A 17,956-nucleotide genomic window follows, 5' to 3' on the forward strand; every position below is an offset into this window, starting at 1 on the left:
TTCCTCCAACGTATTTATTGATCTGAAATGGTACTGACCTTGATCATATTTGTACGCCCGCGCTTGGCAAGTGGCATTCCGGTGGCTATAATAACCCGGTCTCCATCCATCACCAATCCGTTTTCGAGCAGATAATCTTCCATCATTTTTACACTCATATCAGTGTCAAAAATTTCATCGAGGCGAACTGAACTCACTCCCCAAACAAGATTTAACTGCCTGCGCACAATCTGGCTTTCAGTAAATGCCACAACGGGTACTTTAGGCCTGAATTTTGCAATTCGCCTTGCTGTATTCCCGGAGTGCGTGATGGTACTGATTGCCTTGGCATCAACGTTATCAGCAATGGTTACGCATGAATACGCTAACGATTCAATCACCTGTTTTTCCTTCCAATCGGGTTTACGGTATTTCAGGCTGTAGTAAATTGAAGTAGCATTTTGCTCAACCGATTTGATAATTTTCTCCATAGTTTGAACAGACTCAACCGGGTATTTACCGGCTGCTGTTTCCCCTGAAAGCATTACAGCATCCGTACCATCAACCACAGCATTGGCTACATCTGAACTTTCTGCTCGAGTTGCTCTCGGATTGTTGATCATAGAGTCGAGCATCTGTGTAGCTGTAATCACCGGTTTCCCCGCTATTCGGCAACGTTCAATTATTTTCTTCTGAACCAATGGAACTTGCTCACTTGGAATTTCAATTCCAAGGTCACCACGTGCAACCATAATACCGTCGGCTTCTTCGATAATCTCATCGATCACTTCAACTGCCTCCGGTTTTTCGATTTTTGCGATAATAGCAGCGTTGCTTCCCTTTGCACGAACTCTCGAAATTACATCCTGAACATCGCGTGCGGACCGCACGAACGACATTGCAACAAAATCAACCCCTACATCAAGTCCAAATTCAAGATCTTCAATATCTTTTTCAGTGAGTGAAGCCATCGAAATATCAACATCCGGAAGATTCACTCCCTTTCGTGATTTTAAAACGCCTCCAACAACTACATCTGCAGTAAGTTCAGATCCATTCTTTTCAACAATTTTAAGCTCTAGAAGCCCGTCATCTACCAAGATCTGGTTTCCTACAATTGCGTCTTCTGCAAGATTCGGATAGTCGATGGGTATCACTTCATTTGTTCCTTCAACATTTTCAGTGGTTAGCTTTACCTTTGATCCTCTTTCCACAAACTGCCCACCGTCTTTCATTGAACCAACCCGAATTTTCGGTCCCTGCAGGTCCATCAAAACCGGAATAGAATATTGGTGTTTTTGTGCTACCTCACGTACATATCCAATTGTACGCTTATGATCTTCGTGTGAGCCGTGAGAAAAGTTAATCCGCACCACATTCATCCCAGCATGAAAAAGCTTTTCAATTCCTTCGAATGTGTTGCTGCTTGGACCTAATGTGCAAACTATTTTTGTTCTTCGGGCACTTCCTAACATAAATATGTGTTTGTTATTGAGAAAAATTTTGAATAGATAATATTAATACTGCTAAAGGTAAGCAATTATCACGCAGATTTACTGTTATAATAATGCAAAGTTCGTCTTTGCTATTATCAAGGACATTACCCCAGGTAAACGCATATTTATGAATTTAACTATAAAGAAGTACAGCCTACTGTTTTTTTTGATCTTTGCAATGTACATGACGGGTTGTGTACGGTCTTCAAATCCTGATGTGGAGAGAGGATCTACGTTTCGTTTCCAGGATGGATACCCCGAAATCCGTATGTCATCCATTGGAATTTTGAGTGAAGATGACGAACCACTAATTGATATAACAACCGATATTGTTCTCGGAAGTTTGATCTATTCTACCAATGATGAGGGAATCCGGACGGCAAATGTATCTATTGAGATTCGAATTCTTCAACAAAATGGAGATTTTAATAAAACATTACGCAATGATTTTGTTGTTGAATCTGAATATGATGGAAGCTACCAAAGCCAGGATGTATTTAGTAATCGGCAGCGCATTGAAGTTGTTCCAGGTCAATTCGAAGTTACGATAACCGTTCTCGATCAATCTTCAGGAAAGGCCTCAAGCCGTACCAGTGAAGCAGATATACCTGACCCTCAAAACCCGGAAATTAACCTTACAACAATCCGCCTGATGGGTAAACACTCCCCTGAAGAAGTTGAAAATCCTCAATTTTTCCCAATTACTACATACACGGCATCTTCAGGTTTAGACAGCCTCCAGTTTATGTTCCAGGTGACAAATAATAACATGGAGGATCCTCTTACTATCCAATCCCGGCTACTTAAATATGAAGCTGATACGACCGCTGCCCGGCCCATGAATTTTAACAACTATAGCCCTTCTACCCTGCCTTATGAGGGAATCGATATGAGAGATCCGGAAGAGATTGATTTTACCACACGTAGATTAGATCAACCCGGAAGTGTTCTCATTGAATTTAAATACGAACAGCTTGGAAGAGGCACATACCGGTTTGAAGTGGAAACCACCAAAGAAAGTGGTGAAGAGATCTATAAGGCCAGGGACTTTTCAATAAAAAGTGAAAATTACCCAACTCTTCAAAATCCCAAGGAACTGGCCGCTCCACTCATTTACCTGATGGACAGAAAAGATCATGAAGAGATGATGGAGATCGAAAACCCGGATTCTCTGAAAGAAGCCATCGATCGTTTTTGGCTTTCCAATATAGGGAACATGAATAAAGCAAAATCTGTCATTAGCCTTTACTATGAACGTGTGGAACAAGCCAATAAACAGTTTACCAATTTCAAGGAGGGTTGGAAGACAGACCTTGGTATGGTCTACATACTGTTTGGCCCGCCCTGGTACGTAGACCGGTATCTCAATACAATGGTTTGGTCTTACTCTTACGACAGGACTGACCCACGTTATAATTACACTTTTGAAAGGCCACAGATGAGAAACGAGTATTTCCCATTTGATAATTACCTGCTCCAAAGAAACCAGGGATATTTCAATATCCAGTACAGGCAGATCCAATTGTGGTTATCCGGGAATATTTTAACAACCCGTATTTGATGCTCCAGAATCGCGCATGTTTACAATGTGGGTGATAGAAAAATGGAAATTGGTACAAGTTGCAAACTTGCACCAGTATAGTGATCAGTGATCAGCCTTTAAGTGTTTAACTCTCCAAACTCTTAATAACGGTTTTCTGTTGCTCAACTCGCTCAAGTTTGTAACTTGGGCGATTAAAGATTCGAAAGCGGTTGTTCAACCCTTATAATCTCCTTACTTGCAGTGACCTCTACCTACAAAAAAAGCCCGCCATAAAATGACGGGCTTTTCTAATTTTTTTGAGCGGTTTCTCAGTCTTTCTGCTGCTTTTCTTTTATAAAAGCTTCGAATACCATCTCTAAATCCTGGGCGACTTCTTGTTTCGTTCGCCCTTCAATTCTGTGCCGGGGGATCATCGCCTTAATTTCACCATCTACAAAAAATGCGAATGCAGGTGAAGAAGGTGGGTACTCGCTAAAATATTCACGCGCCCGCGCAGTTGCCTCTTTATCTTGTCCTGCAAATACAGTTACAAGATGATCCGGTTTTTCTTCTACATTCTCCAGGGCAATTCCAAGTCCCGGTCGGGCATTGCCGGCGGCGCATCCACATACGGAATTGATCGCCATCAGCATGGTTCCATTGTTATATTCTTTCATCGCTCGGTCAACATCTTCGGGAGTTTTTAATTCCTCCACTCCAATGTCTGTCAGCTCTTTCCTCATCCAGGAAGTATCAGGGCCTACGCCAAATCCAAATTGCATAGTGTACTTTGTTTTGTTGAAATTTATTTGTCAAATATAACGATTAATCATCACATTTCTTACCCACCTGTCTTTTACTTTTCCTATCGGTATATTCACTAAAATTGATAAAGAAAATGATTTCTTTTTTAGTGTCTCGCTCAGTATCCTAAAGAGTATCCTCAGACACATTCAACTATTAAGTAATTATGAGTTTCATTCGTACTATCCTTTTATTCATTCTTGGTATTCTGCTTGTAAACTGTTCAGGCCCGGAACAACTTTCCATTTATAAGGAGAGTCAACCTTTGGAGATTGATGGAAACATCACAAATTGGAATCAATCCGAAACGCTGCTCGATTCAAAAACCGATGTAGATTACTATGCGGCTATATACGATAATAATTTATATCTATTTGTTGATGTTAAAGATCTTATGAAACACAGTGCTATCACGAAGTCTGGTTTAATTGTTTATTTGTCAAACTCAGAGAATAACCGAAAAAGGACCGGTATTGCATTTCCTCCAGGTTCATACAATCTCCTGAGAGAGTATCCTAATGCTTTTGAGGAATTTACTACCGATATGGAATGGTCTCGTGAACCTGAAAATACCGAACTTTTGACTGATCTCAGCGAAGAGATGTACTCATCTGTATTGATTGTTGAGAGACCCGGCAGCTCCAACCATCCAGAATATGGATTTGTAGATAAATCGCAAATAGAAGTGAATGGCATTGAAGTCGCTGCCAATCGCGATCAGCGACATCTTTCCCTGGAGATGAAAATTCCTCTCGGAGAAAGCCCTCTTTTTAACTTGTCCGGTGATAACATCTGGCTGGGATTTGCAATAGAACCGCCCGATTTTAATTTCAGAATTGAAAATTCGTCTGCACCCAGCAGGCAAAGAGAGCGTTACGCGGACCAAAGCCGCCGAGAAGCCAATATGCGGTATGCAATCAGCCGAAATCTTGGTCAGGGTGAAGACTGGTACATCATCAACGTGGAATAAAAAAAGGCGTTTCCCAAAAATGCGAAACGCCTTTAAACAATCATTACGCTAAGTTAACTAAACTTGTTACTTAGCATTTTGATAATTCTCTTCAACCTGATCCCAGTCTATAACGTCCCAAATTGCGGCTAAGTAGTCAGGACGTCGGTTTTGGTAATGCAAGTAGTAAGCATGCTCCCAAACATCAACACCTAATATTGGTGTTAACCCGTGCATATAGGGACTATCTTGATTTGCAGTTGAAATCACTTTCAGTTCTCCGGAATCATCAACACATAACCATCCCCATCCGGATCCAAACTGACCTGCAGCTGTAGATGAAAACTTCTCCTTAAACTTATCGAAGCTGCCGTATTTATCACTTATTGCTTCAGCAAGTTCTCCGGAAGGTTCTCCGCCACCGTCTGGTGATAATACTGTCCAGAAGAGTTTATGGTTTGCGTATCCACCGCCGTTGTTTATTACTGCTTGGCGAATGTTTTCAGGAACCTCTTCAATTCTCGTCAATACTTCTTCAATTGGGAGGTCGGCAAATGGATGCCCTTCGAGAGCAGCATTCACTTTGTTTGTATATCCCTGATGATGCTTTCCATGATGAATCTCCATCGTTCTTTTGTCAATGCTTGGTTCAAGTGCATCATGTTCATATGGTAATTCAGGAAGTTCGTAAGCCATTATATTATCTTTAGTTTTTTTAATTAAGATTTAATTCTCTAACACATTGATGTTAAATGTGTTATCTGTTATCCATTACATTAGCAATAATAAAAATATCAATCAAAAACGTTCCAATTTTTTTAGCTGCACCAGATATTCATTAAACTTCGGAGGAATTGCTCGGTTAATTCTTCTATCTTTAGTTTTTCGAAATTTTAATCAACTATTTTATGAAGTACGATTACGATGTAATCATTATTGGCAGTGGCCCGGCAGGTTTCTCCTGTGCAATGCAAAGCACAAAATTTGATAAAAAAGTGTTGATCGTAGAAGCAAGCGAAGAGAATCTCGGGGGCTCCTGGATTAACAAGGGAACCGTTCCAAGTAAAGCACTACGGGCAGCCGCCAAGCTAATACAGTCTTTTCACTCTCAATTCGGTGACGAACGAGGCAGAAAACCATTCGAGCGTTTTAGGATGGAAGATATTATGGATTACAAACGTCCCATTCTTGAGAGTAAAAACAAGAAAGTAAAGGATGATATCGTTAAAAATGAGGTGGATACAGCCAATGGATGGGGAAAAATTATTGATGCAAATACTGTAGAGGTTTTTAAACAAGGTGAGGATACTAAGACTTATACCGGTAAAAACATTTTAGTTTCGACGGGTAGTCGTCCATCGGCCCCTCAAAATGTGAATATCGACAAAACAAAAGTCTTGGATTATGCATCCATTCTAGATATTACACACATTCCGCGCCGGTTAGTAATTGTTGGAAGTGGAATTATAGCATTTGAATACGCAACCATTTTTGCTGCTCTTGGAACACGCGTCACGGTTTTAAGTGATCTCAGTGAAATATTACCATTCCTGGACCACGAAATTAAAAACGCAATGTTCAAGTCCATTCAGAAAAAGAACATACAGATCTTTAACAATATCTCGATAGAGAATATATCGAGTAACGACCTCAGAACCTGCGAAGAGGTGTTGTTCAAAACCAAAGAGAATAATCGATTGCAAGTTGTGGAAACCGACCACGTTCTTTACATCGGTGGTAAGATTCCTAATACCGATAACCTTGGACTTGAAGAACTTGGCATTGAGCGGGATAAGGCCGGATACATGAAAGTGGACGGAAAGTATCGTACAAATGTCCCAAATATTTACGCTGCAGGTGATGTAATTGGGTATCCTGCTCTTGCATCCGCTTCATTCCTGCAGGGACGACTCGCATCCTGCGAAATGTTTGGAAGCAAAGCCATAGCTGAAATGAGTGATACAAGTATGCCATATGGAATTTACTCCATACCCGAAATTTCCGGTATCGGTTTAACAGAAGAACAAGCAGAAGAGCTAAATATTGATGTGACAGTTGGCCGAGCTTATTACTCCAATCTCACCCGTGCCGATCTGAACCACGAAACAGATGGGATTCTAAAGTTAGTTTTCAGAACTGATAATTTAAAACTGCTCGGGGTTCACATATTCGGCGAACAAGCTACAGATATGATCCATCTTGGGCAGAGTATCATGGCTCACAACGACAATATTAAATATTTCATCGAGCGCGTTCTGAACTACCCTACATACACCGAGGCGTATAAAATTGCGGCCTTTAACGGTTTGAACCGTGTTCACAAAGCAGGTGTGAAGTACAAGAAGATTTTGAACAAGAGTTAAGAATATGCAGAGTCATCGGATGAGTGAAAATGCTTACCTATCTTGCAAGCTTATAATACTCATCCGTTGACTGATACAGCTTCAACAGTGTCTACCCGTCTGACCGCTTTGAGCGTTCTGACGGATATTTATTTGGAAATCAAACGTAGTGAATTGCCTTCACCAAGCCATGTGAATCTTTCTCAGGATCTTCCGGAAGTGTTTTCAATCCCTTCTTTTGTGATTGCTTTGCCGCAAGAGCCAAAGCCATGGAATCCACAATATCATCTTCCTCCACCTCGTTTCTGCGAAACTCCTCTTTGATATCCCGGAAAAAATCTTTGGCGATCTCTTCTCGATCACTCACGAGCGAAAGGCGATGGCGTAACCCTTTTTTGGTATTCTTCTTCTGAAAAATCATCCCACCATTCAGATTTCTAAAAATCAGTTCAGGGTGACTTTCAAAAACCTTTTCCTGTAGTTCCGGTTGATCGGTTAAAAATTGATCGACAGTCTTTATTTTTGGTGTGATATTCCACGCTTGGAGGGTCAGCTTTTTTTCGGTGAATTCGTAACTTTGCATATTCGCTTCCACATACGATGGAGCGTTCAGCGCCGGACGAATGGGCGGGCTAAACACGCTAGATGCATATTCTGAACCTAACTCTTTTCGGAGAAGTGCATCGCATTCTCGCGTGTATTCTTCATCTTCCAGGCCAATCGGCATATCTATCAGAATCCGATCGAACTTGTGAAACGCTCCCTCTAAATCCTCGTCTGTTCGAAGTACTTCATAGAAAGCATTGTCGTCGTCAAATGTAATTAAAATCCAACCGGCTGCACAGCCGTCTATTCCCGCAGTTTTCAAAATATACTCTATTTAAGTTGATAATTAATTCTTGGTCATCAAATAAGTCGTTACGAGTAAACACTGTAATCTTCATGTTTCAAACAGGAGATTGCCGTGGTTGCCAGGCTCCCAGGCAATGACTTTAATACCTAACTGCTACTCTGACTCGCGCAAGTTTATAACTTGTGCGATTTAGGTCCATGTTACCTCGAAGAGATCCATTGCGGGGCAAACTTGAACCAGTTTCAAAGCTTTCTATAAACCGAAACCGCCCCCTTCGGACCATCGGACTCTTGAAGAAGGCTCTGATGGTGCAAGTGTCCTCGCTAGTGACCAATCCCTTCTGAGTTCGTCTCACGGATCAGCGACCCAAGCTACTTATTTACCGTATTTCTCAGAGAAATATGGAGTTCAAGTAGCTGCTCTTCGTCAACCTCGCCCGGTGAATTATCCATCAGACTTTGTGCACGCTGGTTCTTTGGAAACGCAATCACATCGCGCAGACTTTGTGCTCCGGACATCAACATAATAATTCGATCGAGCCCAAATGCGATTCCACCGTGCGGTGGTGCTCCATATTTAAAAGCATCCATCAGGAAACCGAATTTTTCGTTCGCTTCTTCATCATCTATGCCCAGCACGTTAAATACTTTCTGCTGAAGTTCGGAGTCGTGTATACGAATAGAACCACCACCAAGTTCATTTCCGTTCAGCACTAAGTCATAAGCTCTCGATTTTACTTGCGCGGGTTCCTCATCCAGTAAGTCAATATCCTCCGGCTTGGGTGCTGTAAACGGGTGATGAAGCGAGTGGTATCGCAGATCTTCTTTCGACCACTCCATCAACGGGAAGTCGGTAACCCATAAAAATTTGGTTTGATCCGTTTGAATAAGGTCAAAATCTTTGGCGACCATGAGCCTTAGTGTTCCCATCTGTTTATAAACGGCGGGAGATGGTCCCGCAAGAATCAATACCAAGTCCCCTTCTTTAGCGCCGGAAGTTTCCGCCATATTTGCCATTGTTTCATCATCCAGGAATTTCCCAACGCTGCATGTGAGCTCTCCACCCTGCCATTTCATAAAGATCATTCCGGCTGCTCCCGTTTGTGACTGAACTCGATCCGTCAACCGGTCGAGTGCACCCCGTCCCATTGTTCCCTCACCGGGAACAGTTATGGAAACAACACGTCCGCCTTTGGCAACGGTAGATTGAAAAATCTTGAATTCTGAATCTTTTACATCATCGGAAATATCGTTGATTTCCAAACCGAACCGGAGATCCGGTTTGTCAGATCCATATTTATGAAGTGCTTCCTCGTATGGCATACGCTGAAAGGGCGTTTCGATCTCTATATCCAGGTGCTCTTTCCAGAGTTTTGCCATCAGCTCTTCATGCACTTCAAAAATATTCTCTTCATCCACGAACGACATCTCAACGTCAATCTGAGTAAACTCGGGCTGGCGGTCGGCTCTCAAATCCTCATCCCGAAAACATTTCACGATCTGGAAATAGCGGTCCATCCCGGAAACCATCAGTAACTGCTTATAGGTTTGCGGACTCTGTGGGAGCGCAAAAAACCGGCCGGGATTCACACGGCTTGGTACCAGGTAATCCCTGGCTCCTTCCGGAGTTGACCGCATCAAGACAGGTGTCTCAACTTCTGCAAATTTCTTGTCGTGATAAAAATTTCGAACCGCGTGAGCTACGTCCGATCTCAACATCAGCTTGTCCTGGATCTCTTTCCGACGGATATCCAGGTAGCGGTATTTCAGCCGGGTTTCCTCGTTGGTTGGTATTCCATCTTTAATTTCAAACGGAGGGGTTTCCGCTTTTGAATAGACAACCAGATCCGTCACCTCTACTTCAATCTTTCCCGTGGGCATCTCGGGGTTGATGGTTTCTTCATCCCGTTCAATTACTTTCCCCTTCACGCCAATAACATACTCCGAGCGAAGATCTTCCGCCATCTCATGAAGCTCCTTATTGGTCTCATCGAATACAATTTGGGTGATGCCGTATCGATCCCTCAGATCGATGAAGATGAGGCCACCTAAGTCACGGCGTGTAGAGATCCAGCCGTTTAGTACAACCTCCTCTCCTTGATTGTTAATTGTTAATTCGCCACATGTATGGGTTCGGTTCCAGCTCATAAAAATCTTTATTGATTAAATCCTTTATAAATCGTTTTCTTTGTAAGCGGCAAAAATAAAGAATCTGATAACCATTCGCTCATTTCATCTATAACTTTATGTTGAGTCTCGCGCTTATAGCCAACATTTTTTGCAGTTTTGCCCTTTTTGGGTTGATTTGGTGTGTACAGCTTGTTCACTATCCGTTTTTTCTTCGAGCTGATAAAATCAATTTTATCGATCATATCGACTTTCACAAACTTCGAATTTCCATTGTTGTAGTTCCATTAATGACGATTGAATTAGCTACATCCGGAATCCTGGCTTTTACATCCGCGCAATTTGCCGGCTGGAATATGTTCGGCTTTGCAGTTGTGACTTTAATTTGGCTTGTGACATTCTTTGTACAGGTTCCGTTGCATAATCAACTTTCAGATGGTTATGATGAATCAACTGTTCAAAAACTTATAAAAACCAATTGGATTCGTACAGCTTTGTGGTCAGCTAAATCATTTTCGAGTTTGGTACTATTATTTTTTCTAGTCTAATATTCAGTGAATGATAAAATCCTTTACATTTTAGGATAAAGGATTATATTGATACAAGTAAAGACGGACCTACAGGCTATCACGATGGGCAAAGTTCATGTATTAGTTGCGGAAAGTTTCGATATCTACAGGCACGGATTGGAATCTATCCTGAACTCCTCTAATAAAGTTCATTTGGAATACGTCTGTAAATCCGGCAATGAACTTATCAAGTATTTCAGAAGAAAACCTACTTCAGTTTGTCTTGTCTCTTCCGGAATACCTGATATGAACATACATGACCTGATGATGGAATTAGAGAAAGCTATCGAAGAACCTCCCGTAATAGTTCTTACCCACTCAACAGAACTTACCCATCTCAACCAATCCCTGAAGGCCGGAGTGAAGGGGTATCTCACGAAAAACTCTCCATCTGAAGAATTGATCGATGCGATTCTTGAAGTGAGCCAGGGACGGCAGGCATTCGGAAAATCGGCTTCACAGTTGATGATTGGCAAATACGCCGACAGTGCAAAAAAATTGCCCTCAAAAGGAAAAAAATTGATTACCAAACGGGAAAGGGAGATCGTAAAATTGATTGTACAGGGATACACCAGCGCAGAAATTGCCAACTTGCTCTATATCAGTACCCGGACGGTAGAAACACACCGCGCCAACCTGATGAATAAACTGGAGTTAAAGAACACCGCTGCACTCGTTCGGTATGCGATGGAACAAGATCTAAGCTAACACCACCCTACTACGTATTTATACGTAACTAAATTACGTTCAAATACTTATTGCAGAAGGCTCTTGATAAAAGTATGTTAAATTTGCAAATGGGGTAATAGCCGTCTGTAGATGATATTTAGCAGCACTCTTTGATCGGAGTGCTGCTAATTTTTTGCCCCCTGCTTTCCTGAATCATCCATTTTCAAACTTACTATACTTGAACTAAGTTTTAATATTTGGGTGCACCAAGGTAGACTGATTAGTCAAAATTTCTATCCAACTCTCAAACCACTCCGGATATTCAGTATCATACAAAAGAGTATTTCCAGGTGCTTCCACTACATCGGATCCCCAGGAATCATTCACTTCAATAACACACAAACCTTGCTCCGATAGTGTGACATCCCATCCAAGGCAAAGAGTTTGGTAGTGTCTGTGAAGCATTTTTGTAAATTCAACTAATTCATCCCAACGGTAGAGTTTGCTACCTGTAATTTTTTCACCGGTATCAGGATGATAATCAAATGAAAAAGAGTTGTTAATAGGTTTTGATCTGACAGCCTTCCCCAGTGTTCCGGTTTGAATATCGATTTGCGATGCTATTCCACTTAACGAAAAATTATCTGCATCAGATTTTTCAACGGGCATTCTTAAAGCTGCAAGGAAGAGGATAATCTCCTCATGATCAAACGGTGACCGACCGGTTACTATTCTACACGTTGCTAAGGATCCATTTGAGAATTTTCTCCACTTGTCGTGATTTTTCACTGCATCCTGGATAATCAAACTACGTCTTTTTGAGCCTTCTTTTAAGTAAGAAAGGATCTCATCATCTGTAAACGGCTGTCCTTTTAGGTCAATGAAAGAGTTTCCGGTGAATTTAAAATATTTTGCCCCGTCTCCTCTACCGCCGGCTAACTCTTTTATGAATAGATCTTTTGGAGGTAGTTTTGGTTTTTTTTCTTTTGGATAAATGAGTCTCCCATCCTCAGCTATACCATGTATTTTCGGTGTATTCCAACCATTTTTCTCACACAACTGATAAAAATCGAACTTATTATTTATGAAATTTGATTCCCCTTCACATAAAAATCCGCTAAATCTTCTAAGAATTGAATAGTGTCTGCCAAAACTGAATCTTTCCCTATTCTCCCATCTATGTTGATCAAACAGATTATAAGATCTAAAAGCGCGTGTATCTGTCCGAACACTAAAAGCCAAGTAAGCCATCCTTTTCCATTGCTGAAAATAAGAGAGGCCTGACATTTTTTTAATTAAAGTGCCATATGTTCGCAGATTCAACAGTAGATTGATATTCCATTTAATCAGATAAAAAATATCATCCTTAACCCAAGACAATAATCGAATCGGCAGCTTTTTTTCATAGGATCGTTTATCACTCCATTTCTGAAAAGAATAATGGCGTTTGCTGTTCTGTATTCTTTGTAGCCAACGTTTCTTTTTTACAATCTTTTCAGTCATTATGCCCCACCTAATAAGTGCAATAATTTACATAGATCTCATTCATATTTTTCCATCCACTTCTCGAAAAGTTCGGGATAAGCTGTATTCTTTAGCGAATCTTGAAATGGAATTTCATAACTACACGATGCCCAAGTAACGTTTCCTTCAATCATACTGCAACCCTTTGTAGTTAGACTTACATCCCATCCTATGAATAGTGTTTTAAAATGTTGATGAACATCCAGAGTAAACTTTAATATATCATCCCAATATGGTAAAATTGCTCCATCAATTTGATTACACGTATCAGGGTGTTTTGTAAATTCAAATTTACCTTTTTTGGGAGTGGACGAAACAGCAACACCCAATTTTCCAGTCGATATATCAACGGGCGCAATGATCCCACCCAAAGAGTAATTATCCGCAACTAAATCACCTGCCGGCATTCTAAAGCAGCAAAAAAGAGGAACAATATTCAAATCATTAGGCATTTTTGCTGTTACGATTCTGCATGTAGCTAAACTCCCGGGTGTAAATTTTGCCCATGAATTATGATTTTTAAGCATGGGTTGTATAATTATAGCTCCATTGCTCAGAGATATCTCCTTGAGTTTGTCCTTTAACTGTTCTGAAGAATAGCTATTAGTTCTGTCTCGATAAGTCCCGTTTACATATTTAAATCTATTGGTCCCGTCTCCACCCCCTCCCGATAGTTTTTTAATAAAAACAGATTTATGAGGAATGAAATCATCAAACAGTTGATATGTAACTTCACCACTCTCAATTACTGCTAATATTTCTGGTGTTGGAATATTTTCTGATACACAGTACTGATTGAACTCAAACTTATTTTTTAATATAGATAATTCACTTTTTGAAGACAGTTCTGCTAATTTCCGCTGCAAAGGGTAATGTTGAAGCGCAAAATCATCTATTAATTGTAAATTCTCTTTTTTAAAAAGCAATCTTGTTCTATAGTGTTTGGGATCACATCTCAGTACAAACTTAACATACATAATTCCTTTCCACTGACTCCAGTATGATCGTCCATACTCTCTTCGAATGGCAGGCCCATATCTCCGTATTTGAAGAATAACATTCAAACTCCATTTTGTTAAGTAAACTAAATCTTTCTGAAACCACCTTAACAGGCTAACAAGTGAATAAGGCTTTTTCCAATTTAGTAAGCTTAACTTTTCAAAAAAATACTTTCTCCTTCTTCTCTTCAGGCGATCATAATAATTTTTGAAATATTTTGGATTAGAATACTCCAAATGGCAGGTTTTTCTCAAATATTTGTAGATGAAATAAAAACTACTTAATAATAAAAAAACCACATCACAATTCCCTTTAATATGGCTATTATTAAGTACCGTGGGGTGAAATCAAACTGCCGCGTGTCAACTCTTGGATATGAATCCGATCTTCTTTCCAAAAAAAATGCCACATCACAAACATGCAATGTGGCTTTTTGTGTACCGTGGGAGGGACTTGAACCCTCGGCCTCCGGGTTATGAATCCGACGCTCTTACCACCTGAGCTACCACGGTAGTTCACTTTAAAAAATCAGAGTCTCAAAGATACCATTTTTATCAGAATGGTAAAATGTTCATTCTATAATTTTTTTCTGAAAAAACTTCTGTTAAATGATCTTTATCTTAAGATAATCATAAACTATTTTTCGACACTTAAAACTAATCAACAAAAGATCACTGATGGCGAAACGTATCACGAATAGAAAAGACGATTATTCACAATGGTATTTAGATGTAGTAAAAGAGGCAAAACTGGCTGATCACTCCCCGGTCAGAGGTTCTATGGTGATACGTCCGAATGGTTTCGCATTATGGGAAAATATGAAGGGCGCGCTTGACCAGATGTTCAAAGATACAGGTCATGAGAATGCATATTTCCCATTGTTTATTCCCAAATCGTTTCTATCAAAAGAAGCACAACATGTAGAAGGATTTGCAAAAGAGTGCGCAGTCGTTACCCACAGCCGGCTAAAAAGTGTGGATGGCGGCGTTGAGGTCGATCCAGAATCAAAACTGGAAGAGGAGTTGATCGTGCGCCCCACTTCAGAAACCATCATCTGGGATTCGTACAGAAACTGGATTCAATCATACCGCGATCTGCCAATTTTGATTAACCAATGGGCCAACGTAGTACGCTGGGAGATGCGTACCCGCCTCTTTCTCCGAACGATGGAGTTTTTGTGGCAGGAAGGCCATACGGCTCACTCGTCAGAAAAAGAAGCTGTTGAAGAAACCCGCAGGATGCTGGACGTTTATAAAACGTTTGCCCAGGATTTCATGGCGATGCCCGTTAAGACCGGTGTAAAAACCGCATCTGAGCGATTTGCCGGTGCCGTGGATACCTATTGTATTGAAGCGATGATGCAGGATGGAAAAGCACTGCAAGCAGGAACTTCTCACTTCCTCGGGCAAAATTTTGCCAAGGCGTTTGATGTAAAATTCCAGGATACCGACGGCGAGCACAAGTACGTCTGGGCTACAAGCTGGGGCGTTTCGACCCGACTGATTGGTGGCTTGATTATGACTCATTCAGATGACCAGGGACTTGTTCTGCCTCCTAAACTGGCACCCACCCAGGTAGTCGTGGTCCCCATTTACAGGAATGATGACCAACGCACGGAAGTACTCGACTATGCTAATCCTCTCATTAAAGAATTGAAAGATAAAGGTGTATCCGTGAAACTGGATGACCGCGAAAACCAGCAGCCAGGATACAAATTTGCTGAGCACGAAGCTGCTGGAATTCCGCTGCGGGTTGCGGTAGGTCCCCGGGATGTAAAAAACGGGAACCTGGAACTGGCCAGGAGAGATACACTCGATAAAAATATTATCAGCAAAGATGGAGCCGCAGAACATATTTCCGATCTTCTTGAAACGATTCAAACGGATCTATTCAATGCGGCACAAGAGCGAACAGAGAACGTAACCCGAGACGTGGAATCGTATGATCACTTCAAGGAACAAATTGAAGATGGCGGATTTATTTACGCTCATTGGGACGGCACCGACGAAACTGAAGCCAAAATCAAAGAAGAAACCAAAGCAACAATTCGGTTGATTCCAATCAACGGCGAATCTGAACCCGGAAAATGCATGGTTACAGGAAAAGAATCCGTACAAAAAGTGCTCTTTGCACGTTCTTACTAAACAATGCCTGATAAAATTTCCATACCGGTTGAATGTAAACTATCTAGCGCAGAACAGTCGCGATCTATGGATTCCAATACCATCAATGAATTTGGAATTGATGGTTTTACACTCATGGAATTGGCTGCTTCTTCAGCTGCTGAACAGATCAAAAAACTACAGGGAACCGGTAAATCTGGTTTATTTATCTGCGGAAAGGGAAATAATGCCGGCGACGCCCTTGCGGCAGCCCGTTATTTAATTAATGACACCCGGCACAACGCCACTTTCTTTTTTGTTTTGGGCGATGACGATCTCTCCCCCGATGCTGGAACGAATCTTTCACTTCTTCATAAATTGAAAAATTTTGGCGCTGACATTGAGTTCATAAAAGATCTGCAAGATCTTGATGAACAAGAGTTTGACTATGTAATAGATGGTATTTTCGGAACCGGACTCAACAGCGATCTTCGGGGAAATCTGCCCAACATTGTGCAGAGAATAAACTCATTTTCAAAACCGGTGTATTCGATGGATATCCCCTCCGGTTTACATGCGGATACCGGACAAATTCTCGGGAGCTGCATCAAAGCGGATTACACCTTTACATTTGGATCAAACAAAATTGGTTTACACTGGAAGGATTCACGAAAATACACGGGTGAGGTTGTATTCTGCAATCTGCCGTTCCCATCAACTTACAGGGAATGGGATGCCGTACTGATCAACCAAAAACTTGTGAACTCTATCCCTGTCATTGAACGAACAGCTCGTCACAAATACGATGGTGGTGTTGTTCATATTATGGCGGGATCTGAAGGATTAACCGGCGCAGCTATGATGGCCGCAAAAAGTGCCTGGAAACAGGGGGCCGGAGCTGTTTTTCTATACGCACCGAAGGCACTCCTGCCTACTTATGAATCCACCCTGCCAAATATCATTAAAATTGGCGTGGGTAATGATTCTGATACCATCTTTAAGAAAAAACATGCCGAGATCATCAAGAGAAATATTCACAATAAACAAGGTGTATTGCTTGCCGGTCCGGGCATTGGAAGGAGTTCTGATACCGGTGCTTGCCTGGTTTCAGTGTTGAAGGAACAAGAAGGTCCCACCATCTTAGATGCTGATGCACTCTCATTCTGGGAAAATATTGAGTCCTCTGATATTCCAATGGCCCAAAAAAGGAAATGGTTGTTGACCCCCCATATCGGTGAAGCAACAAACTATCTTGGCGCAGAATTTAAAAATGATTACGAGAGATTTAAATGGGCTCAGAATTTTTCGAATCAATCTAAAGTGTCACTTCTCATTAAGGGTAACCCGACTTTTGTATCACTCCGGGATGGTAATAATTTTATAACAGGTTACGATACCTTCATCTTTTCAAGAGCTGGTTTTGGTGATGTTCTGTCCGGTGCTCTGGCAGCAAATATATCAATTTCACAAAATGTGGAACTTGCCACAGTTTCTTCACTTTACAGTGCATATAGACGTTCACAAGAATTTGGTGAAAGTGAGTCATTTGGCCCCGAACATTTACTATGATTGACAGAGCAATTCTCTACTGTCTGAAAAACAGGCAGCTCATAAAAATTCTCCTAATTATAGCTACTCTGGTAACTCTGTTTTTCACGATGCTGCCACCTGAACGAATGGGTAGTTCTCAACTTTACAGTTACGACAAGTTAGGTCACTTTCTAATATTTTTTGGATGGACACTGTTATTTGGCCTATTCATGTTTTCCAAAAAGCAAACTGAAATAAAGTTTATCCTGATATTTCTTATTGGTTCTTTATTTGGCATATCAATTGAGATTTTGCAGGGAATCCTACCGATTGGCAGAACAATGGATATGTATGACGCAGTCACAGATATTTTGGGAAGTTTTGTGGCAGTAGTCATCCTTTTTTTGATAAAACGAAGGTATTTAAGCGGTGAAATGGAGAAAGAACTAAAAAAAATATAAAAATAATATAAGAATGAACCTGACCGTTGGA

At 41.0% G+C, this 17,956-nt stretch carries 15 protein-coding genes and 1 tRNA gene; 8 read left to right on the top strand and 8 right to left on the bottom strand.

Features of this window, described 5'->3' with window-relative positions:
• Nucleotides 1-14: 14 nt before the first annotated feature.
• Nucleotides 15-1,454, bottom strand: a complete 1,440-nt coding sequence (pyk, locus tag L6773_RS12280) for a pyruvate kinase (RefSeq protein ID WP_237854721.1) — start codon at nucleotides 1,452-1,454, stop codon at nucleotides 15-17.
• Between the two features lie 148 nt (nucleotides 1,455-1,602).
• Here pyk and L6773_RS12285 point away from each other — a divergent pair, with 148 nt between their 5' ends.
• Nucleotides 1,603-3,036, top strand: a complete 1,434-nt coding sequence (locus tag L6773_RS12285) for a GWxTD domain-containing protein (RefSeq protein ID WP_237854722.1) — start codon at nucleotides 1,603-1,605, stop codon at nucleotides 3,034-3,036.
• 290 nt (nucleotides 3,037-3,326) lie between these two features.
• On the opposite strand, the gene L6773_RS12290 is transcribed toward L6773_RS12285, so the two are convergent.
• A complete protein-coding gene (locus tag L6773_RS12290; protein WP_237854723.1) occupies nucleotides 3,327-3,779 on the bottom strand; it encodes a BrxA/BrxB family bacilliredoxin in 453 nt (150 codons plus the stop codon).
• Between the two features lie 188 nt (nucleotides 3,780-3,967).
• Here L6773_RS12290 and L6773_RS12295 point away from each other — a divergent pair, with 188 nt between their 5' ends.
• The gene (locus L6773_RS12295) at nucleotides 3,968-4,771 is read left to right on the top strand and encodes a hypothetical protein (RefSeq protein ID WP_237854724.1); all 804 of its coding nucleotides are present in this window, start codon (nucleotides 3,968-3,970) and stop codon (nucleotides 4,769-4,771) included.
• A gap of 66 nt (nucleotides 4,772-4,837) precedes the next feature.
• On the opposite strand, the gene L6773_RS12300 is transcribed toward L6773_RS12295, so the two are convergent.
• On the bottom strand, nucleotides 4,838-5,446 hold the full coding sequence (locus L6773_RS12300; protein ID WP_237854725.1) for a superoxide dismutase: 609 nt from the start codon (nucleotides 5,444-5,446) through the stop codon (nucleotides 4,838-4,840).
• A 212-nt stretch (nucleotides 5,447-5,658) separates the two neighbouring features.
• On the opposite strand from L6773_RS12300, the gene sthA reads away from it, so the two are divergent.
• Nucleotides 5,659-7,113 (top strand): Si-specific NAD(P)(+) transhydrogenase, encoded by a 1,455-nt coding sequence (gene sthA, locus L6773_RS12305; RefSeq protein WP_237854726.1) that lies wholly within the window; start codon nucleotides 5,659-5,661, stop codon nucleotides 7,111-7,113.
• Between the two features lie 139 nt (nucleotides 7,114-7,252).
• On the opposite strand, the gene L6773_RS12310 is transcribed toward sthA, so the two are convergent.
• Complete coding sequence (locus tag L6773_RS12310; RefSeq protein WP_237854727.1) at nucleotides 7,253-7,960, bottom strand: DUF429 domain-containing protein; 708 nt, start codon at nucleotides 7,958-7,960, stop codon at nucleotides 7,253-7,255.
• 356 nt (nucleotides 7,961-8,316) lie between these two features.
• Nucleotides 8,317-10,092, bottom strand: coding sequence for an aspartate--tRNA ligase (gene aspS / locus L6773_RS12315; RefSeq protein WP_237854728.1), 1,776 nt, complete (start codon nucleotides 10,090-10,092; stop codon nucleotides 8,317-8,319).
• A gap of 98 nt (nucleotides 10,093-10,190) precedes the next feature.
• Between aspS and L6773_RS12320 the strand changes: the two genes are divergently transcribed.
• Together L6773_RS12320 and L6773_RS12325 are read left to right on the top strand one after the other, a co-directional pair.
• On the top strand, nucleotides 10,191-10,619 hold the full coding sequence (locus tag L6773_RS12320; RefSeq protein ID WP_237854729.1) for a hypothetical protein: 429 nt from the start codon (nucleotides 10,191-10,193) through the stop codon (nucleotides 10,617-10,619).
• 48 nt (nucleotides 10,620-10,667) lie between these two features.
• Nucleotides 10,668-11,348, top strand: coding sequence for a response regulator transcription factor (locus L6773_RS12325; protein WP_237854730.1), 681 nt, complete (start codon nucleotides 10,668-10,670; stop codon nucleotides 11,346-11,348).
• 204 nt (nucleotides 11,349-11,552) lie between these two features.
• Here L6773_RS12325 and L6773_RS12330 read toward each other — a convergent pair whose 3' ends face one another.
• From L6773_RS12330 to L6773_RS12340, 3 genes are all read right to left on the bottom strand, one after another.
• Nucleotides 11,553-12,812 carry a sugar-transfer associated ATP-grasp domain-containing protein gene (locus tag L6773_RS12330; RefSeq protein ID WP_369431571.1) on the bottom strand — a complete coding sequence of 420 codons (1,260 nt, stop codon included), beginning with the start codon at nucleotides 12,810-12,812 and terminating at the stop codon, nucleotides 11,553-11,555.
• Nucleotides 12,813-12,850: 38 nt separating this feature from the next.
• A complete protein-coding gene (locus L6773_RS12335; RefSeq protein WP_237854732.1) occupies nucleotides 12,851-14,131 on the bottom strand; it encodes a sugar-transfer associated ATP-grasp domain-containing protein in 1,281 nt (426 codons plus the stop codon).
• Between the two features lie 139 nt (nucleotides 14,132-14,270).
• Nucleotides 14,271-14,344, bottom strand: a tRNA-Met gene (locus tag L6773_RS12340).
• A 165-nt stretch (nucleotides 14,345-14,509) separates the two neighbouring features.
• Here L6773_RS12340 and proS point away from each other — a divergent pair.
• The 3 genes from proS to L6773_RS12355 are packed head-to-tail and all read left to right on the top strand — an operon-like array spanning nucleotide 14,510 to nucleotide 17,925.
• Nucleotides 14,510-15,976 (top strand): proline--tRNA ligase, encoded by a 1,467-nt coding sequence (gene proS, locus L6773_RS12345; RefSeq protein WP_237854733.1) that lies wholly within the window; start codon nucleotides 14,510-14,512, stop codon nucleotides 15,974-15,976.
• A 3-nt stretch (nucleotides 15,977-15,979) separates the two neighbouring features.
• Complete coding sequence (locus L6773_RS12350; protein ID WP_255727749.1) at nucleotides 15,980-17,503, top strand: NAD(P)H-hydrate epimerase; 1,524 nt, start codon at nucleotides 15,980-15,982, stop codon at nucleotides 17,501-17,503.
• A complete protein-coding gene (locus L6773_RS12355) occupies nucleotides 17,500-17,925 on the top strand; it encodes a VanZ family protein (protein WP_237854735.1) in 426 nt (141 codons plus the stop codon). The genes L6773_RS12350 and L6773_RS12355 overlap by 4 nt, the downstream gene beginning before the upstream one ends.
• Nucleotides 17,926-17,956 lie beyond the last annotated feature (31 nt).

The organism is Rhodohalobacter sulfatireducens (genome assembly GCF_022012475.1).
Taxonomy (GTDB): domain Bacteria; phylum Bacteroidota; class Rhodothermia; order Balneolales; family Balneolaceae; genus Rhodohalobacter; species Rhodohalobacter sulfatireducens.